The sequence below is a fragment of the Rhizobium sp. CB3090 genome, from assembly GCF_029714285.1.
Classification (GTDB): domain Bacteria; phylum Pseudomonadota; class Alphaproteobacteria; order Rhizobiales; family Rhizobiaceae; genus Rhizobium.
In genome coordinates, this window is sequence record NZ_CP121663.1 from 643,058 (window position 1) to 661,410 (window position 18,353).

At 60.0% G+C, this 18,353-nt stretch carries 15 protein-coding genes; 3 read left to right on the forward strand and 12 right to left on the reverse strand.

Features of this window, described 5'->3' with window-relative positions; genetic code table 11:
• Nucleotide 1 precedes the first annotated feature (1 nt).
• Together QA646_RS21635 and QA646_RS21640 are read right to left on the reverse strand one after the other, a co-directional pair.
• The gene (locus tag QA646_RS21635; RefSeq protein WP_283060298.1) at nucleotides 2–1,342 is read right to left on the reverse strand and encodes an adenylate/guanylate cyclase domain-containing protein; all 1,341 of its coding nucleotides are present in this window, start codon (nucleotides 1,340–1,342) and stop codon (nucleotides 2–4) included.
• 335 nt (nucleotides 1,343–1,677) lie between these two features.
• Entirely contained in the window at nucleotides 1,678–2,883 is a 1,206-nt protein-coding gene (locus QA646_RS21640) for a DUF3095 domain-containing protein (RefSeq protein ID WP_283060299.1), read from the reverse strand.
• Between the two features lie 136 nt (nucleotides 2,884–3,019).
• On the opposite strand from QA646_RS21640, the gene QA646_RS21645 reads away from it, so the two are divergent.
• Nucleotides 3,020–3,499: a class I SAM-dependent methyltransferase gene (locus QA646_RS21645; protein WP_283060300.1), complete on the forward strand. Its 480-nt coding sequence runs from the start codon at nucleotides 3,020–3,022 to the stop codon at nucleotides 3,497–3,499.
• 3 nt (nucleotides 3,500–3,502) lie between these two features.
• Here QA646_RS21645 and QA646_RS21650 read toward each other — a convergent pair whose 3' ends face one another.
• Both QA646_RS21650 and QA646_RS21655 read right to left on the reverse strand, forming a co-directional pair.
• Nucleotides 3,503–4,381, reverse strand: coding sequence for an FkbM family methyltransferase (locus QA646_RS21650; RefSeq protein WP_283060301.1), 879 nt, complete (start codon nucleotides 4,379–4,381; stop codon nucleotides 3,503–3,505).
• A gap of 85 nt (nucleotides 4,382–4,466) precedes the next feature.
• Complete coding sequence (locus QA646_RS21655; RefSeq protein WP_283060526.1) at nucleotides 4,467–6,191, reverse strand: adenylate/guanylate cyclase domain-containing protein; 1,725 nt, start codon at nucleotides 6,189–6,191, stop codon at nucleotides 4,467–4,469.
• Between the two features lie 189 nt (nucleotides 6,192–6,380).
• Here QA646_RS21655 and QA646_RS21660 point away from each other — a divergent pair, with 189 nt between their 5' ends.
• Both QA646_RS21660 and QA646_RS21665 read left to right on the forward strand, forming a co-directional pair.
• Nucleotides 6,381–7,484, forward strand: coding sequence for a glycosyltransferase family 4 protein (locus QA646_RS21660; protein WP_283060302.1), 1,104 nt, complete (start codon nucleotides 6,381–6,383; stop codon nucleotides 7,482–7,484).
• Nucleotides 7,474–8,223: a polysaccharide deacetylase family protein gene (locus QA646_RS21665; RefSeq protein WP_283060303.1), complete on the forward strand. Its 750-nt coding sequence runs from the start codon at nucleotides 7,474–7,476 to the stop codon at nucleotides 8,221–8,223. Before QA646_RS21660 ends, QA646_RS21665 begins: the two co-directional genes overlap by 11 nt.
• Before the next feature lie 47 nt (nucleotides 8,224–8,270).
• On the opposite strand, the gene QA646_RS21670 is transcribed toward QA646_RS21665, so the two are convergent.
• The 8 genes from QA646_RS21670 to QA646_RS21705 all read right to left on the reverse strand — a co-directional run bounded on the left by QA646_RS21670 (nucleotide 8,271) and on the right by QA646_RS21705 (nucleotide 18,349).
• Complete coding sequence (locus tag QA646_RS21670) at nucleotides 8,271–9,101, reverse strand: MBL fold metallo-hydrolase (RefSeq protein WP_283060304.1); 831 nt, start codon at nucleotides 9,099–9,101, stop codon at nucleotides 8,271–8,273.
• Nucleotides 9,102–9,381: 280 nt separating this feature from the next.
• On the reverse strand, nucleotides 9,382–9,912 hold the full coding sequence (locus QA646_RS21675) for a winged helix DNA-binding protein (protein ID WP_283060305.1): 531 nt from the start codon (nucleotides 9,910–9,912) through the stop codon (nucleotides 9,382–9,384).
• A gap of 54 nt (nucleotides 9,913–9,966) precedes the next feature.
• Entirely contained in the window at nucleotides 9,967–13,593 is a 3,627-nt protein-coding gene (locus QA646_RS21680; RefSeq protein WP_283060306.1) for a hydantoinase B/oxoprolinase family protein, read from the reverse strand.
• 147 nt (nucleotides 13,594–13,740) lie between these two features.
• Complete coding sequence (locus QA646_RS21685) at nucleotides 13,741–14,457, reverse strand: ABC transporter ATP-binding protein (RefSeq protein ID WP_283060307.1); 717 nt, start codon at nucleotides 14,455–14,457, stop codon at nucleotides 13,741–13,743.
• Nucleotides 14,438–15,202: an ABC transporter ATP-binding protein gene (locus QA646_RS21690; protein WP_283060308.1), complete on the reverse strand. Its 765-nt coding sequence runs from the start codon at nucleotides 15,200–15,202 to the stop codon at nucleotides 14,438–14,440. Before QA646_RS21690 ends, QA646_RS21685 begins: the two co-directional genes overlap by 20 nt.
• Nucleotides 15,199–16,203 (reverse strand): branched-chain amino acid ABC transporter permease, encoded by a 1,005-nt coding sequence (locus QA646_RS21695; protein ID WP_283060309.1) that lies wholly within the window; start codon nucleotides 16,201–16,203, stop codon nucleotides 15,199–15,201. Before QA646_RS21695 ends, QA646_RS21690 begins: the two co-directional genes overlap by 4 nt.
• Before the next feature lies 1 nt (nucleotide 16,204).
• Nucleotides 16,205–17,068, reverse strand: coding sequence for a branched-chain amino acid ABC transporter permease (locus tag QA646_RS21700; RefSeq protein WP_283060310.1), 864 nt, complete (start codon nucleotides 17,066–17,068; stop codon nucleotides 16,205–16,207).
• Nucleotides 17,069–17,176: 108 nt separating this feature from the next.
• Nucleotides 17,177–18,349 (reverse strand): ABC transporter substrate-binding protein, encoded by a 1,173-nt coding sequence (locus tag QA646_RS21705; RefSeq protein ID WP_283060311.1) that lies wholly within the window; start codon nucleotides 18,347–18,349, stop codon nucleotides 17,177–17,179.
• Between the last annotated feature and the right edge of the window lie 4 nt (nucleotides 18,350–18,353).

Sequence of the window (18,353 nt, forward strand, 5' to 3'; positions counted from 1 at the left end):
GTCACTGCACGAACTTCTCGACTTGCGGGCGGTTCTCCAACTTCTTGGCGTCCCGATGCAACAGGATGACCTGTTCCGCCTCCGACAGCCCATCGGCCGCCGCATCATAAAAGATTTCCGTCGTCCCGTTGGCCCCGGCAATGACTTTCGGATGAACGACAGTGAAGCGCTGGCGGACGCCGCGCAACCTCTCTTCGCCGAGCGTGATCCACTCGCCGCCGGTGTAGCCGGCAAAGGCCTGGCTCGCGATGACTTCAGTCGAATATTTCTTCGTCAGCGATTGCAGGCGCTGCACTTCATTGACGGCGGCGCCGAAGGCGGAAAAGGTCAAGCGATCCTTCAGCCCGACATTGCCGAACATGACATTGCCGACATGCAGGCCGATGCCATAACGAACTTCGCTCAAGCCGCGGGTCTTGCGATCCTTGTTCAGCATGGCAACGCGGCTCTGCGCGTGGAAAACCGCTGACAGTGCGGCCTCGCAAGCAACCTTGGAGGGGTCCTTGTGTCGGCCGCAAGGATAGACGGCAAGAAAGCCGTCGCCAAGGAAACTCAAGATCTCGCCGCCATTGCGGTTGAACGGCGCCGCAATGGCGTCGAAGAATTCGTTCAGCGTATCGATATAGGCTTGGCGTCCTTCCTTCTCGGCATAGAGGGTCGATTGCCGCATGTCGCCCATGACGAGAGCGGCGCGGATCGTTTCGCCGTCGCCGCGACGGATCTGTCCGTTCAGCACACGCTTGCCGGCATCGCCGCCGAGATAGGTGGTGAGCATGTTGTTGGCGAGCTTGCCGAGCACCGCCATCTTGGCTGCCATGGCGAGATGGTTCTGCATGCGCATCAGCGCACCGATCATCTCCTCGCTGAAACCGCTGATGCTGTCGGTCGACCAGGAGCCCATCATTCCCTGTGCAGAACCGGCGCCGAAGGTCTGCACGAAGGCGATATAGTCGGTGATCTTCTCCCTGCGCAAATCCTCGAAGACGGGGAACTCCAACGGCCCGTCAACATCGATGCGGCGGCGCAGGTGCAGGAGGTTGTTGGAGAGCAGATAATAATAGGGGCTTTGCACGAAGCGCTCAGGCTTGTCGTTCACATGCCGATAGCCTTCGATCGTCAGCCCTCCGGCGCGGCGCCAGGTGAAGCCGAGAGCGTCGTAAAGCGGATGCAGCATCGAAAAAGTCAGATGGACGCGGGCGATCGGCAGGCCGGAGGCAGCGATGCGTTCGCAAAAACCCCGAACGATGCTTTCGAGATTTTCGCCTGTCAGTGCCGACTGTGTCAGCCATTCGGCGACCTTGTCGAGAAAAATATCGGAAACACTCGAATGAACGGTCATCATCCCTGCGGCCTATCCTTGCAATCCCAAATGCTCCTCCGTGTACCAAATGATGTGGGCGCGGCGATAAGGTCGTGTCCAAACATTTTTGGCACGGGTCGGATGAGCGAACCATGCAGCAGGCGACGGCACATTTTCCCAGAAAGTTTGAGTAGCGCCAGCGCCGTGAAAGATTTTGCTGCGCCTCCTACGCGTCCTGGCGGACATATGGCACAGCAAAAAAGGGCCGCCAGAATTGCCGGCTCTCGTTTTGTTCTTGTTTAGATAAGCCTCTCATGCCGCTGAAACAATGGCCAAAAAAGATGCAGCTCAAGAAATTTCGCCAGAGAGAATAAACCTCATGGTGTACCGGGCGACGCCATGGGCGCATCCAATGGGGATGAAACGGCAGCGCGCAACTTCTCCCGCAATGCCATCGCCGCCATCGCATAGCCGCCACTTGCTCCGTCGATGAAGTGCATATGGTCACGCATCAGCGGCGTTGGCACGAAGCAGGTCATCAGCGCGCTTTGCTGCCGATGCAGGCCGTAACGGCAGATGCCCGCGGCTTCGGCTTCGCGCAACCGGGCTTCGATACGGGAAAGATGCGCAGCGTCCACATCGATAGTCATCTTCAAGCCATCATCGAATTTGCGAAAATCGGAATTTGCGGCCAGGTCACGCCGGTAGATCTTGGCGTCGAAGGTTGCTGCGCGAATGCCGAATTTGTCGAGGAGGTAGATGACCACGATCTGGGCAGCGATCGAAAGCTTCCGCAGCCAGCGATTGGCGGCCGACGCCGTTGCCCGCGCTTCGATCTCGGCGCCGTCAAAGGCAAGCACCGGTGTCGGGCCTTCGACCGGGACAGGATGCCCGCCGCGATTCTGCTCCATGGAAATGGCGATGATATCGGCAACGAGGCGTTGGAACTCCGGGCCGTTGCCGACAGCATCGGGAACGGCAATGATCGAGACGATCTCGCCATTATGGGCGTCGATCGGATTCCATCGGCAGGAGAGGCCAGTCAGATCGGGCCGTGTCTCCTGCGGCGCCGCTTCGACGGCAAAGCGTCCCGCTTTCATCTGCTTTTCCGCCCAGCTCGCGCCGCCGCCGGAAAACATGGCATAGGAGACGAAATTACTTGGGCTAAACCGTGCGACCCGCACATCCAGCTCCTCAGCGCGGATGTCCGCCACCGGCACCAGCGCAGTCCGCAGGCTGAGCTGCAACTCCTCAGTGACCCACGTCCGCACCGCGGCCAGGGCCTGTCGGACACGATCCTCGCCGGAGGGAGGAATGGCCACCAGCGCGCCGTCGCCGCCGAAGACGAAGGGATAGTCGCCATTGTCCAGCGCGTTGAGCACGGCTGAAATCACGCTGGCGCCGGCCATATTGACGGATTTGTAGTGGCCCGATGCGATCGCTTTTGTCGAGCTGACGATATCGGCCACTGCCAGGAACCAATCATTAGGAAGCGGCTGATAGTTGTTGCTGTCGGTGACGCCTTCGAAATCGGTGAAAACCGGCAAAGAACGGAAGAAATCGTCGTTCGATAGATCGGTCATAATCATCCCCCTTAGGCGTGCGCCGCAACACCTCTACAACAACTGCATCGAAAAACTAGCAAGCGGTCGACGCGGTATCCTCCACCATGCTACTCCGGCTGCGGGAGAGACGCCACGACGCCAAGGAATTATACGAATGAGCCGCCTGGATAGTTTCATCCGCCGCCTGACCGCACAGCGAGACATTCTCAATACCGTTGCCGATGAGGTCAAAACGCTCGACGGCCCTGTGTTGGAGCTTGGGCTTGGCAATGGCCGCACTTTCGATCATCTGCGCGAGCTTTTTCCGGACCGCCGCGTCGTCGCTTTCGACCGGGCTGCCAATGCCTATGGCTCATCGATGCCGGAGGAAGGCAATCTCGTCCTCGGCGAAATCAAGGACACCGCCAGAGATTTCATCGGCATCGGCGCATCGCTCGCCCATGCCGATATCGGAACCGGTTACGAGGACAAGGACGCCGTAACTCTGACCTGGCTGCCTGAGATCATGGCCGGCGTTCTTGCCTCGCATGGCCTCGCCGTCAGCGGCCTGCCGCTTGAACATCCCGATCTCGAAGCATTAGCCTTGCCATCAGGCGTGAAAGAAGGGCGCTATTTCATCTATCGGCGTCGGTAGCCGTCAGCGCAGGAACAATACGTTGAACTGGTCGCCCTCGACCGGCAGGTCTGCAGCCTTCATCGCTACGGTGCGGTCTTCGAAAAAGACCAGGCATTCGGCATAATAACCGGCAAGATCGGCAACAAAGGCGGTAGCCTGATCCCTGCCATAAAAGGCCGGCGTAAATTCCATGTAGAGCGGCACCTTGCGCGCCATCAGCGCCTGCATCGACCTGACGGCAACGGGCTCGTAGCCCTCGATATCCATCCAAATCAGCCCGATATCGGCGGCCTCGACACCGGCATCAGCAAGAATATCGGCGACGGGACGGACAGGTACGGAAATCTTTTCATCGCCTGCGCTTTGGCAAAAGACGCTGCTTTTCCCGTGGTTCTTATGGTTCAGATAGAAATCGAGCAGTCCCTTGCGATCGCCAGCGGCGCAATTGACCGCCGTTATCATATCTTGCATCCCATTATCGGCAATATTGATCGATAGCAGCCGAAAATTGCGGGGGTCGGGCTCCACGGTGACGATATGACGATAGGCGCCGCTAAGCGCGAAATAGCTGGTCTGCGTGCCGATATTGCCGCCGAGTTCGAGCAGGACGGTGCCCTTCCGCAGCATACCGCGCTCGCGCAGAACCGCCAGTAGCCGGTCGACATGATCGCGCTCGAAGTGGCCTTTGCGAAACACTTTGCGGCCGATGTAGTCGGCGGGCGAAAAGCTCAGGAGATGATCGCCACAATCCACCGTCATGGTCTTCACGCGCGGGCCGATGGCGCTGATCAGGACGTCGCGGCCGAGGCGGGTATCGAACAGCCGCGTGGCGACGCGATCCCTCATCTTGCGAAGGGTGCGTTTCCAGAATTTCGCAGTCAAAATCTTGCGGTCGGACATCGCGCCATCCCTACACCAGAACATCGCGCTTTCAAATGGAACCGCTGAAGGAATGTTCTGGATTCAAGGAATTAGCGTGCAAGGTCTACGCAAAGCGGCCGATCTCCTCCTTCGGCAGGATATAGACGCGCAAAGGCTCGCCGCGGCCGCGAACGGCGATCTCACGGCTTTCGATGCCGGTGATATCGACGCCGGAAAGGTTCGCCACCGGCTCGGAGAAGACCAGCGCGCGGTTGAATTCCTTGGCGACACTTTCGAGGCGGCTCGCCACGTTCACGGTATCGCCGATCGCTGTAACGTTCTTGACGTTGCCATAGCCCATCGAACCGACCACCGCCAAGCCGGTATGAAGACCGACGACGATTTCGAGCGGAACCGATAGCTCATCTGCCAGCTCTTCGCCGAGCTTGTCGATTTCCCTGATGATCTCGGCGGCTGCTTTGAGCGCTTGCCGGTTGGCTTCCTGCGGTGTGGTGCGCAGACCGAACAATGCCATGGCGCCGTCGCCGATGAACTTGTCCATCCGGCCGCCATTGCTCTCGATGATACGCCCGACGATCGCGAAATAGCGGTTGAGCAGAAAGACAATATCGAAAGGCAGGCGCGACTCGGTCAGCGTCGTGAAATGACGCAGATCGCAGAAAAAGACGACGATCTCGCGTTCGCGGCCAGGGCTTGCCGTCTGGCTGTAAACGGGAATGGCCGATTCCGCCATCGGCGTCAGGAGCGGCACGACGCTGATGTTTCCCGTCGGACGCAACTGACAGGCGAGGCGGACATCCGGCGTGGCGCCGATGCGGTTCAGCGTCTTCTGCTCCAGCGCCTCGGGTGGCGGCAGATTGTCCGCGCCTTCGATGATCTGGACGCGGCAGGTGGAGCACTGACCCTTGCCGCCGCAGACGGAATAATGCGGAATGCCACCGAGGCGGCTTGCTTCGAGCACGGTGAAGCCTCGGGGCGCATGCACGACTTCGCCGCTCGCATAGCGGACCGCGATCTGATGTTGCCGTTCGCGCAGCTTGCGATGGGTGCGAAAAGCGAAAAGGCCGATGATCGATGCGCTGAAAGCACCATAGAAACCGGCGCGATAGGGCCACAAGGCGCTGACCATCTGGCGACCGGGTACGGATCCGCTTTCGCCATAGCTGCGCATGTCGCTGTAATAACCGCCCGCAAAGCCACGCTCGTCGTTCTGCGCCGCCTCATGCGACACCGTTCGGCCCATGGCGGCGAAGCCGAGCAGAGCGAGCACTGGTAAAACGATGGCGAAAGACAGCATGAGGGGCGCTACGGCCGTATACCACGAGCGATAGCGCAGCCAGAAATGTATGCCGATGCAGCCATGAATCCAGACGACGATCAGTACGATCGTCTGGCGTACGCCGTTTGCCGGCGACGTGATCCATAGGCTATGGACGATGGCGCGGTAGCTATCCTGATAGCCGTAGATATCGTGCAGAATGCGCGTACCGATGATGTGGTCGATCAGGAGAACCGGAACCAGCAAGCCGGTGACGATCTGAAAGGCCTCGCCGGCCGGCATGACCAGGGTGCGGCGCTTGTAAAGCATGCGGAGCGCGAGCAGGATATGAACGATCAGTGCGCCGTAGAGAAGGATGGTGCCCACCGGATTGCGCCACACGGCCATGAACCAGTGCTGCGCATGATCGGCAGCCCTCAGCGAAATCAGCCCGAGCGAATGATTGGCCAGATGCATGGTCACGAAGACGAAGATGACCAAACCGGAGCCGAGGCGGAACTTTCGCGCAATACGATCGGAGATGATGGGTGTTCTCGCCTCGGTAGTCATCAAATCCAATTTATATTGCCCGTTCACAAACGAACGGAAAGCAGTTATCGCCTAATCCTCTAGCTGCAATGCCGCATGCTGTCGAGGATGCGGCTTTTGAAGCGGGAGCCTTATTGTCAAGCAAGCCGTCGGAATTCGGGCATTTTCCCGGCCAAACTATCACTTTATTGTCAACTATTCGTGCGCGCCATGAAGATCGCCTTCTATGCTCCTTTGAAATCTCCCAATCATCCCGTGCCGTCGGGCGACCGGCTGATGGCGCGCCTGATGATCGCGGCGTTGGAGATGGCGGGACACAAGGTCGAGATCGCTTCAGAATTGCGCAGTTTCACCCCGACTCCGCAGGATGCCTCGCGTGTCGAGATCGATCGGAACGCGGCTGATGAGACCGACAGATTGCTGGAGACATGGCGGAGAGAGCCGTCGCCGGATCTCTGGTTCACCTACCATCCCTACTATAAGACACCCGACCTGATCGGCCCGCTTGCCGCGGCATCCCTCGGCATTCCCTACGTAACCGCCGAGGCATCCTATAGCAGGCGGCACGATAATAGCGGCTGGGGCGAAAATCAGCGTCTGGTCGCCGAAGCCGTACGCCAGGCCGCCGTCAATCTCTGTTTTACCGAGCGCGACCGGATCGGCCTATTGGATGCCGTTCCCGAGGGTCGCTACGAACGCTTCCTGCCGTTCATCGATACGGCGCCCTTTGGGCCGTTGGCTGATGACGTCGCCCCGCGCCGGCTGATATCAGTCGCAATGATGCGGCGCGGTGACAAATTCGACAGCTATGCGATGCTCGCACAGGCATTGGCGCTGATCCGGGACCGAGACTGGACGCTGACCGTCATCGGCGACGGGCCGATGCGAGGGGAGGTGCGGACGCTGTTCTCCGTGTTCGATGCCGACCGCATTACCTGGCTTGGAGAACGTTCAACGCCGGAAATCGTGACCGAGTTGCGGGCAGGGGGCATCTATGTCTGGCCGGGCTGCGGCGAAGCCTATGGGCTTGCCTATCTCGAAGCACAGGCCGCCGGGCTGCCCGTGGTCGCGCAGGCAACCGCCGGCGTGCCGGAAGTGGTTATGAACGATGTCACGGGCTTTCTGACGCCCGAGGGCGATCGGAGAGCCTATGCCGACGCGATCGTGCGTTTGCTCGACGACGACCGGAAGTGCCGGGCGATGGGCAAAGCGGCCTACCGCTTCGTTCATGAGGAACGGTCGTTGACCGCCGCTTCGAAACGAGTTGAAGCCATCCTGCGGAAGCATTTGGGAGATTCCTATTATGAGCGATAGAGCCGCATGGCAGCCTCTGCGCGATGAATTGCAGCGCTGGGCCGATGCCGGCCGAAGGGCGAATCTATGGTTTCGCGATGACGACGCTATCGAGCCGACCGAGGCGCTCGACCATCTGCTGTCTCTTGCTGATCATTACGAAGTGCCCATGACATTGGCGGTGATTCCCGCTTATACGGACGAGCCGCTTGCAAGTCGGCTGGCTAGTCAGAAAGCTCTGACCGTGACCGTCCATGGCTGGACGCATCATAACTACGCACCGGACGAGACGAAAAAACAGGAACTTGGCCCGCATCGTCCGCAAGCAATCGTCCTCGATGAACTCCGCCGCGGCTTTGACAAGCTGCAGGCGCTCTATCCCAAGCAATTCGCGCCAATGCTGGTGCCGCCGTGGAACCGGATCGACAAGGCGCTGCTGCCCGAATTGGCTGCTTTCGGATACCGCGCCGTTTCGGTCTACGGATTGGCAAAGCCGGATCAGCCGATTGCGCTGGTCAATACCCATGTCGATATCATGGATTGGCACGAGACACATGGCGGCCGGCCGCATGGAGAGCTGGTCGGTTATCTCGTGCGGGAGCTGCAAAATCGTTTCGACGGCAACAATGAGCCGATCGGCATCCTCACCCACCACCTTGTTCACGACGCCTTGGCGTGGGATTTCATCGCAGCGCTGTTCGAAGAGACGGCTGCGCATGCGGCCATCGACTGGTGCCACGTTGGCGACTTCATGGGCTAGCTGCTGGAAGGCCCGATTTTATCCCGCATTGCTTCGGGGTTGGCGCTTCAAAGCTCTAGCAGTTGACCGTCAAAGGATGCAAAGGCGCCCGGAAAGCTTGCTCGTGCATCCCGCTCCATATCATCCAGTTCCTTATCCGTACGTGCCGGCGCGTGATGGAAGAGTGCGAGGCGCTTTACGCCCGCCTTCTTTGCCAGCTTGACCCCTTCCTGCCAGGTGGAATGTCCGAAGCCTAGATGTTTCGGCATTTCCGGCTCGGTGTAGGTCGTATCATAGACAGCGAGATCGGCATCCTTCATCAGCGAAAGGGCGGCTTCGTCCAGCCGACCGGCCATATGCTCGGTATCGTAGACCAGCGCGATGATCCGGCCCGCCCATTCGACACGGTAGCCGATACAGCCGCCGGGATGATTGAGCTTGGCGGTATGGATCACGATGCCCGGATGCGGCTTTAGCGTATCGCCGGCGACGAAATCGCGAAACTTCATGGTCGCGCGACAAATATCCGGTTCCACCGGAAACCAGGGCGGTCGCATGAATTGACCGATCAGTTGCCGCGTCGTCGTCTTGCCGGCCAGATGGCCCGACCAGATATCGACGCTGACCTTGGGATCGTAGATCGGATTGAAGAAGGGCAGACCGATAATGTGGTCGTAATGCGAGTGAGTGAAGAAGACATCGACGTCGCGAACACCGTCTTTCGCAAGCGACAGTGCCGCTTCCCGCGCACCGGTGCCCGCGTCGAAAATAATGTGTCTGCCGTCGTGCCGTATTTCAATGCAGGATGTATTCCCGCCGTAACGCTCGAATTCTGGTCCCGATACGGGGATACTTCCCCGCACACCCCAGAATTTAAGCTCGAAACTATCGTTTTTCATAGAAGTTTTGACACCATTCCCCTTTCCGTCAACGTAAGCACACTTTTCCTACCGTGCGAAGCCAGCAATTTTCGTAAAAGTCATGCTCCCGTGAAAACCAAATCCTGACGCTTTATGCTTCGGACAATGTTCAACAATGGATCGCACAGAACTAATATAGGTATGAAAGGACAAAAAAAGATAAAGCCTCGAATACAGGTGATAGATTTGGCGCCGAGGGATGCGCCGCCTCGGATCTGCCGGATGCGTTCGGGGCTGCCTTACGAAGGTCGACATGACCTTACAGGGTTGCCGCTGACCTTGCTGCCTGTTCGTAATAGCCCGACAGGGCTCTCAGATGTGATGCTATATTGGAAAGATCGTCCTGAGAGAGACCGGAAACCTTGGTCGCTTCGACGAGCAGCCGCTCGCGGATTTCGGAATAGCGCGTCAGCGCCTCCAGGCCCTTGTCGGTCACCTCAATCATCTTTTCCTTGCCCGTCTTGCCGGTCTTGACGAGGCCGGCGGTCTCCAGCTTCTTCACGGCATAGTTGGCGACATGAGTGTCTTCGATGTCGAGCACGAGGCAAAGATCGGACAGCGTCTTCGGCCGGCCGCGATGCCGCACGGAATGGATGATCAGGATTTCGATCGGCGAGAGGCTGGGCACGCCGGCCGCCGCCATGCAGCGCACCGTCCAGCGGTTGAACGCATGCGAAAAGAGGATCAATCCATACTCCAGTTCGGAGAGGGCCGGAGAACTGCCAACCGCCAGATGAGCGGATGACACGATCAATTCACGGGGCGATTTCCGTTCTTTTAGCTTGCCCAAAGAACCCTCACATATCCGGATTGAAGAAGCAGACTATTCGTCAAAGACAATTTTCTATGCCTCTGGCTTGCTGTAACCGCCACCGGTCGGTGTGACGACCGTGAAGGCCTCGCCGGCCTCCAGTACCGTGTGGGCGGCGCCGATTAGTTCCTCGATCGCGCCGTCGTTTCGCCGGACAAAGTTGCGGCCGGTCTGGCCGGGTTCGCCGCCCTTGACGCCGAAGGGCGCGACACGGCGATGGCCGGAGAGTATCGCAAATTCCAGCTTCTCGCGGGTGCGGATGGTGCGCTGCGTGCCGTTGCCGGCATTCCACTTGCCACGTCCGCCGGAGTTCGCGCGGATGTGAAAATCCTCCAGCACCACGGGAAAGCGCGTTTCCAGGATTTCCGGATCGGTCAGGCGTGAATTGGTCATGTGCGTATGCACCGCGTCGGCGCCATTGAAGCCGGGACCGGCCGGCGCGCCGGAGCAGATCGTCTCGTAATATTGATAGGCGTCATTGCCGAAGGTGAGATTGTTCATCGTGCCCTGGGCTGCGGCAAGCGTGCCGACCGCGCCAAACAGGCAGTTGGTGACGGCCTGGCTGACCTCGACATTGCCGGCGACGACCGCAGCCGGATATTTCGGCGTCAGCATCGTCCCCTCGGGGATGATGATCCGGATCGGCCTCAGGCATCCTGCGTTCATCGGGATATCGGCTTCGACCAGCACGCGGAAGACATAGAGGACGGCAGCGCGCGTGACCGGCTGCGGCGCATTGAAATTGTCCGCACGCTGCTCCGAGGTGCCGGTGAAATCCACCGTCGCCTCGCGCTTATCCCTGTCGATCGAAATCCTGACGACGATCTTGCAGCCCTGATCCATCTCGTAGCTGAATTCGCCATCCGGCAGGCGATCGAGAACACGGCGGACGCTCTCGGCAGCATTGTCCTGGACATGGCCCATATAGGCGTCGACCACCTCTTCGCCGAAGTGGACGATCATCTTCTTCAGTTCGGCGACGCCCTTCTCATTGGCGGCGACCTGCGCCTTCAGGTCGTTGACGTTCTGCGCCAGCGTGCGCACCGGATAGCGGGCGCCGGTCAAGAGTTTCGCCAGCTCGTCTTCGCAGAAACGACCGCGATCGAGGAGCTTGAAATTGTCGATATAGACCCCTTCCTCCTCGATATGGGTGGCAAGCGGCGACATCGAGCCGGGCGAGATGCCGCCGATATCGGCGTGGTGGCCGCGGCTGGCGACCCAGAAACGAATATCCTTGCCGGCATCGTCGAAGACGGGCGTGCAGACGGTCAGATCCGGCAGATGCGTGCCGCCATTATAGGGCGCATTGATCAGGAAGACGTCGCCGGGGTGGATGACCGGGTTTTCACGGATGGCAGTTGCGACCGAGGCGTCCATGGAGCCGAGATGCACCGGCATATGCGGTGCATTGGCAACAAGATTGCCCTCGGCATCGAAGACGGCGCAGGAGAAATCCAGCCGCTCCTTGATATTGACGGAATAGGCGGTGTTCTGCAGCGTCACGCCCATCTGCTCAGCGATAGACATGAAAAGATTGTTGAAGATTTCCAGCATTACCGGATCGGCCTTGGTGCCGATGGCCGTGCGTTGCGGCAAAGCCTTGATGCGGGTCAGAATGATGTGATCCTTTGCCGTCAACTTTGCCTGCCAGCCATCCTCGATGACAATGGTCTGGTTCGGCTCGATGATGATGGCTGGTCCGGTCACCGTCTGGCCGGGCAGGATCGTCTCGCGCAGCACGACGGCCGCGTCATGGCTTTCGCCTTGAGAATGGAAGGATGTGCGGCGGACCGCATCGGCTTCGCCTTGGCCTGCCTCTTTCCGCTCGGCGTCGATCTCGGCCGCAGCACCACCAATCGTCTCGACTTCGACCGCTTCGACCACCAGCGGCTTGTCTTCGGCGACGAAACCGAAGCGGCGCTTGTGCAGCACTTCGAATTCGCTTCGCAGCCGATGGGGATTGTCGATCTCGGGGGAGGTGACCTCGACCGCCAGCATCGTATCCGTGCCGGCATAGCGAATGTGAGCGCGCTGGACAGTGCGGATATCGTCAGCATCAACGCCTTGCGCCTGCAGTTCCGGCACGCATTCGCCCTGCAATTCCCTGCCCAATGCGGCAATGGCCGCCGGCGCAGCATCGTCGAGCGGTATGCCAAGCGCCTTCTGTCGCGTAGCTCTGATATCGGCGAGGCCCATGCCATAGGCCGAGAGCAGGCCGGACATCGGATGCAGAAGAATGCTTTTCATGCCAAGCGCGTCAGCAACCAGACAGGCATGTTGCCCGCCTGCGCCGCCGAAGCAGTTGAGCGCATAGCGCGTCACGTCATAGCCGCGCTGCACCGAAATCTTCTTGATCGCCTCGACCATATTGGCAACGGCGATGCGGATGAAACCGTCAGCCACTTCTTCCGGGCTGCGGCCATCGCCGATCTTGGCGGCCAGTTCGGCGAACTTGTTGCGCACCGTCTCGACATCCAGCGACTGGTCCTGGTTCGGTCCGAAGATCGCCGGGAAGAATTCGGGAAGCAGCTTGCCCGTCATGACATTGGCATCGGTCACCGCCAAGGGGCCACCATTGCGGTAACAAGCGGGGCCGGGAAAAGCACCGGCAGAATCCGGACCGACGCGGAAACGGTCGCCGTCGAAATGCAGGATAGAGCCGCCGCCGGCCGCCACCGTATGGATCAGCATCATCGGCGCGCGGACGCGGACACCGGCAACTTCCGTCTCGAAAGCGCGCTCATATTCGCCGTCGAAATGCGCCACATCCGTCGAGGTCCCCCCCATATCGAAGCCGATGACATTGGAGAACCCGGCCTGTTCGCCCGTCTTGGCAAGACCGACGACACCGCCGGCCGGGCCAGAGAGGATGGCGTCCTTGCCCTGGAACATGTCGGCTGCGGTCAGCCCGCCGGACGACATCATGAACATGACGCGCGCGCCCGTACGAGCAATATCAAGCTCTTCCGAGACTTGATTGATGTAACGTCCAAGCACTGGCGAAAGATAGGCATCGACCACGGTCGTGTCGCCGCGACCGACCAGCTTGATCAACGGCGAGACCTCGTGACTGACTGAGACCTGCTCGAAACCGAGGCGTCTTGCGATCTTGGCAACGGCTGCTTCATGCGCCGGGAATTTATAGGCATGCATGAAGACGATCGCCATGGCGCGATAGCCTTTGGTTCGCAGATCCCGCAGTGCCGCTTCCGCCGCCTGTTCGTCCAGGGCCAACTCCACCGTGCCGTCAGCAAGCACGCGCTCCCCGATCTCCACCACGTCATCATAGAGCGCTTCGGGCTTGATGATCTCGGTCGCAAAAATCTTCTTGCGCTCCTGGTAGCCGATGCGCAGCGCATCGCGGAATCCCCTGGTGGTCACCAGCGCCAGACGCTCTCCCTTGCGCTCCAGAAGCGCGTTGGTGGCGACCGTCGTGCCCATCCGCACCTCGCCGATCAAGCCGGCCGGGATCGGCTCGCCATTCGTCAGGCCGAGATGCAGGCGGATGCCGTAAACAGCGGCGTCGCGATAAGCCTCGGGATTTTCTGAAAGAACCTTGCGGGCGTGCAATTCTCCCGAGGGATCGCGTCCGACGATGTCGGTGAAGGTGCCACCGCGATCAATCCAGAAATCCCAATGACCCGCCGTGCTGTCCGACAAGATTGCCTCCACCAAACCGCCTAATTTTCATTTATAAAATATCGATAAATCGTCGATGTTTTGTCGTCAATGATGAATCGAGCTTAAGACCGATTAGACCAGAGTGGATAGGCCCCAGCGGGCTTGCGGCAACGTCGGCGGATTTGTTCAGTGCAGGCCGCCGACCCCAAGCAGGCGTTCAACGGCGCTATGATCCCGGGAAAGCGCATCGGGCGTCCCTTGCCAAGCCAGCCGTCCACGCTCGAGGATGATGACCTGATCGGCGAAATCCAGTGCGCTTTGAATGCGCTGTTCGACGAGCAGGATGGTCATGTCGCCGGTCTTGGCGAGATTGGCGAAGGCGACCATCAGCTCTTCACAGATGACAGGCGCCAGCCCTTCCAGGGGTTCGTCGAGGAGGAGCGCGGAGGGACGGCCGAGAATGGTCCGCGCCGTCGACAGCATCTGCTGTTCTCCGCCGGAAAGCTGGTTACCGAGATTTCGGCGACGTTCCTTGAGGCGGGGAAACATGTCATAGGCTTCCTGCAAGGCAGTCTTCGGGCGGCCCTTCAAGCCGACGCAGAGGTTTTCCTCGACCGTCAGCGTCGGGAAAACATCGCGTGTCTGCGGCACGTAGCCGAGACCGTGATGTGCCCGCTTGGCACTCGGCAGGCCGGTTACATCGGAGCTGCCCAGGCGAATGCGGCCTTCATAGCGGCGCGTCTGGCCGGCAAGCGTTGCAAGCAGCGTCGTCTTGCCCATGCCGTTGCGGCCGAGCACAGCAAGCCGCGCACCGGCGGGAACGGAAAAGGAGATACCTTCGAGTACGCGCGTCGGCCCATAGCCGGCGCACAGATTTTCCACCTCAAGCGGCGTGGCCGGCATTGGCGTAGCTCCCCAGATAAGCTTCGCGCACCCGTGCATCCCTGGTGACGTCGGCAGGCGAGCCGTCGAAAATGATGGTGCCGGCGGCGAGCACCACGACACGCTTGGCGAAGCGGAAAACCAGATCCATGTCATGCTCGATCATCAGCACGGCGAGATCAGCAGGCAGATCGGCGAGCGCCTGTTCGATGCGGCCGGTATCGCTCTGCGGCACGCCGGCGGCGGGTTCGTCGAGCAGCAGCACCTTCGGCTTCAACGCCATGGCAACGGCGATCTCCAAGAGCCGCTGCTGGCCGTAGGCGATCTCGCTGACCTTGCGATGCATCAGATCGGCGAGGCCAAGCGTGCCGAGCAGATCGCCGGTCTCGGCCATGACATCGCGCATGGCGAGGAAATTGCCGAACATGCGGCCGGAGCGGCCGGAACGCTGCAAGATGGCGAGACCGACATGCTCAGCCGGCGTCATGTCCTGAAAAAGCCGCGTCACCTGGAACGAGCGCACCAGTCCGCGCCGGACACGGCCGATGGCATCGACTTTGGTCACCGTCTCGCCGCCAAGTCGGACTGCACCGGAATCCGGCCGCAGATTGCCGGTGACCAGATTGACGAAAGTGGTCTTGCCCGCGCCGTTCGGCCCGATCAGCGCCACACGATCGCCGGGCGCCATCGACAGGCTGACATCGTTGGTCACCGCCAGGCCGCCGAAAGCCTTCTTCAGATGATCGACCTCGAAAATCGGGCTCATGACCGGACCTCCCGCCTGCGTGCGACATAGGCTGCGGCCGTGCCGTAGATGCCTTTCGGCGCGAACAAGACGACCAGGATCAGCAGCAGGCCAACGATGGTCAGCCAATGGAAAGGATTGGCGGCCGAGACATAGTTTTCGAACAGCATGAAGATCACCGTGCCGGCGAGCGCGCCAAATAGCGAGCCGGTGCCCCCAAGTACGAGCATGACCAGCGCTTCGGCCGACTGCGTGAAGGAGAGGCTGTCGAGGCCGACCACCTGCGTGGAGATTGCATTCAGCGCACCGCCAATGCCGGCGACGGCTCCGGAAATGACATACATCTTGATCAAAGCTGCCTTCGGCGAGGCGCCCATGGCGCGGATGCGCAGAGAATCTTCTTTAATGCCGCGGCAGAGCATGCCGAATGGAGACCGTACGAGAAAACGCAGCAGCACCAATACGATCAGCAGAAGTATTACAGCATAAATATAGGCCGTATGCCCATAGAGATCGAATTCGAACAGGCCGAACAGCGGATCGGTGGAGATGCCGGAAAGACCGTCGCTGCCACCGGTCCAATTTGAGGCCTTGTTGGCAAATTCATGGAAGAGATAGATCAGCGCGATCGACAGAACGAGCTGCGGCAAGCCTTGTGCTCTGAGGATGACGATGCCGCAGATCAATCCGGCTATCGCTCCACCAATGATGCCGGCTAGCGTCATCAGCAGCGGATCGTTGATGCCGAAATGCGCGGAAACGATACCTGCGGCATAGGCGCCGGCGCCGAAGAGAGCCGCATGACCGAGCGTCGCCACGCCGCAATAGCCGGTCACCAGATCGAGCGACAAGACTAAGAGGGCTATGGCGATCAACCGTGTCAGAAGCGCGAGATTGTCGGGAAACAGCAAATAGCCGGCAGCCGCCAACACAAGAATAACCGCTATGGCGAAGGCGTCGCGACCGAGTGCCCGGCGTTTGCTGTTGGCGGCGACGGCCGCGCTCTCCATGATCAGCGCCATATTACTTCGCCCTTCCGGCAAGACCGCGCGGGAAGACGCAGACAATCGCGATCACGGCAAGATAGAAGAAGAATTCGCCATATTCCGGCATCAGATAACGGCCGGTCGTATCTATGCAGCCGAGGATGAGGCAGGCAAGCAGCGCCCCGGAAATCGAGCCGGCCCCGCCGACCGAAACGACCACAAGGAAGGTCACCATATAACGCAGGGCATAATAGGGCTCGACCGGCAACAACTCGGCGCCGACAACACCGCCTAAGGCGGCAAGTCCGACGGCGACGGCGAAGCTGACGGCATAGACGATCTCCGTGCGCACACCGAGGGCGGCGGCCATCGAGGCATTGTCGACCGACGCACGGAGCTTCACGCCGAACAAGGTCTTCTCGATCGTGTACCACAACGCCAGCGCGACAATGAGGCCGCAGATAATTGCGAAGAGACGATGCGTACCGATGGTGCGGAAGCCGAGATTGACGGAGCCCTGCAGCTCGCTCGGCAGGGGAATGGTCTTCAAAGTCGGGCCGAAGACATAATTGGCCATACCGATAATGCAGAAGGTGATGCCGATCGTCATCAGCACTTGCGTCAATTCCGGCGCGCCATAGATGCGGCGATAAAGCAGCCGCTCGATCGGGATGGAGATGATCACCGTGCCCACGACGGCGAGCAGCACCGCAGCCGCATAGCCCATGCCAAGATCGCGCGCCGCATAGGAGGCGATGTAGCCGCCGATCATCGCGAAGGCGCCATGTGCCAGGTTGACGACGCGCATCAGCCCCATGGTGATGGAGAGGCCGATGGAAATCACGAACAGCACCATGCCGTAGGCGAGGGCATCCACTGCTATGCTAAGCACGGTTTGCATGGTGCTGGGTCCGATTACCCTTTCTGCTCCTACCTTAATCCTCCTCCATAGGAGCGGGAGCAAGCCGCCCGCTTCTAATCAATCCGGAGAATGGGACGGAGGCCGACCTTATTTCGCCGCGGCAAGGCCCGGATCGCCCTGCTTCTCGAAGGTCTGGATTTCCTTGTTGATATATGTGCCGTCAGCCGCCTTGGCGACCTCGCGCAGATAGATGTTCTGCGTGATATGGCGGCTCTCTGGATCGATGGTGACCGGGCCGCGTGGGCTGACCCAGGAAAGGCCCTTCACGGCATCGACGGCCTTCTGCGCATCCTGTTTGCCGCCGGTCGCCTCGATCATCTTGTAGATGACATACATGCCATCGAAGGCGCCGACAGCCGGGAAGGTGAGTTCGGCAGGATTGCCGATCTCCTTGCCGGCGGCAGCGACGAAGGCCTTGTTTTCCGGAGAATCGTGCGAGATCGCATAGTGGAAGGTGGTCTGCATTCCGAGCGCTGCGTCGCCGAGCGCCGGCAGGTCCGATTCCTGCGTCAGGTCGCCGGGCGCAAACAGCTTGATGCCGGCGCCCTTCAGGCCGTTTTCGTTGTAGGCCTTGACAAAACCGAGCGTGGTCGGGCCGGAGGGCAGGAAGGCAAAAACGCCCTGTGCGCCGGAATCCTTGATACGCTGCATGATCGGGCTGAAATCATTGGTCGACAATGGCATGCGCACCGCCTCGACGACCTGGCCGCCTGCCTTCTCGAAACCCGCCTTGAAGGCATTTTCGGCATCGATTCCAGGGCCGTAATCGCTGACAACGGAGATGACTTTGTTGACGCCGCTGTCATGCGCGACCTTGGCGATCGGCGTGGAAGTCTGCCATGTGGTGAACGAGGTGCGCACCACCAACGGGCTCTTGGTGACGATCGCCGACGTGGCAGCATTGAAGATCACCATCGGCACATTCGCCTGCTTGAGGATCGGCGTCACGGCCATGGCATCCGGCGTGAAATAGAAGCCGGCGAGATACTGCACATGCTCCTTGACGACCAGTTCCTGCGCAGAGGATTTCGACTGCGCCGGATCGGCCTGCGGCACGTCGCGGTAGATCACCTCGATCTCGTCGTTGCCGACCTTGTTGCCATGCATCGCCATATAGGCATCGATACCGGCCTTGAAATTCTTGCCCTGCAGGGCGAACGGGCCTGAAAACGGGCCGACGACGCCGATTTTGATCGTGTCTGCATAGGCCGCACTGCCCATGGCGATAGCCGCAATCGCGGCCAAAACGAGCCGTCTCATATTT

What these genes read in the sequence shown, in the direction of transcription:
- QA646_RS21635 (WP_283060298.1), bottom strand. Translation starts at nt 1,342, where the DNA reads ATGATGACCGTTCATTCGAGTGTTTCCGATATTTTTCTCGACAAGGTC.
- QA646_RS21640 (WP_283060299.1), bottom strand. Translation starts at nt 2,883, where the DNA reads ATGACCGATCTATCGAACGACGATTTCTTCCGTTCTTTGCCGGTTTTC.
- QA646_RS21645 (WP_283060300.1), top strand. Translation starts at nt 3,020, where the DNA reads ATGAGCCGCCTGGATAGTTTCATCCGCCGCCTGACCGCACAGCGAGAC.
- QA646_RS21650 (WP_283060301.1), bottom strand. Translation starts at nt 4,381, where the DNA reads ATGTCCGACCGCAAGATTTTGACTGCGAAATTCTGGAAACGCACCCTT.
- QA646_RS21655 (WP_283060526.1), bottom strand. Translation starts at nt 6,191, where the DNA reads ATGACTACCGAGGCGAGAACACCCATCATCTCCGATCGTATTGCGCGA.
- QA646_RS21660 (WP_283060302.1), top strand. Translation starts at nt 6,381, where the DNA reads ATGAAGATCGCCTTCTATGCTCCTTTGAAATCTCCCAATCATCCCGTG.
- QA646_RS21665 (WP_283060303.1), top strand. Translation starts at nt 7,474, where the DNA reads ATGAGCGATAGAGCCGCATGGCAGCCTCTGCGCGATGAATTGCAGCGC.
- QA646_RS21670 (WP_283060304.1), bottom strand. Translation starts at nt 9,101, where the DNA reads ATGAAAAACGATAGTTTCGAGCTTAAATTCTGGGGTGTGCGGGGAAGT.
- QA646_RS21685 (WP_283060307.1), bottom strand. Translation starts at nt 14,457, where the DNA reads ATGCCGGCCACGCCGCTTGAGGTGGAAAATCTGTGCGCCGGCTATGGG.
- QA646_RS21690 (WP_283060308.1), bottom strand. Translation starts at nt 15,202, where the DNA reads ATGAGCCCGATTTTCGAGGTCGATCATCTGAAGAAGGCTTTCGGCGGC.
- QA646_RS21695 (WP_283060309.1), bottom strand. Translation starts at nt 16,203, where the DNA reads ATGGCGCTGATCATGGAGAGCGCGGCCGTCGCCGCCAACAGCAAACGC.
- QA646_RS21700 (WP_283060310.1), bottom strand. Translation starts at nt 17,068, where the DNA reads ATGCAAACCGTGCTTAGCATAGCAGTGGATGCCCTCGCCTACGGCATG.
- QA646_RS21705 (WP_283060311.1), bottom strand. Translation starts at nt 18,349, where the DNA reads ATGAGACGGCTCGTTTTGGCCGCGATTGCGGCTATCGCCATGGGCAGT.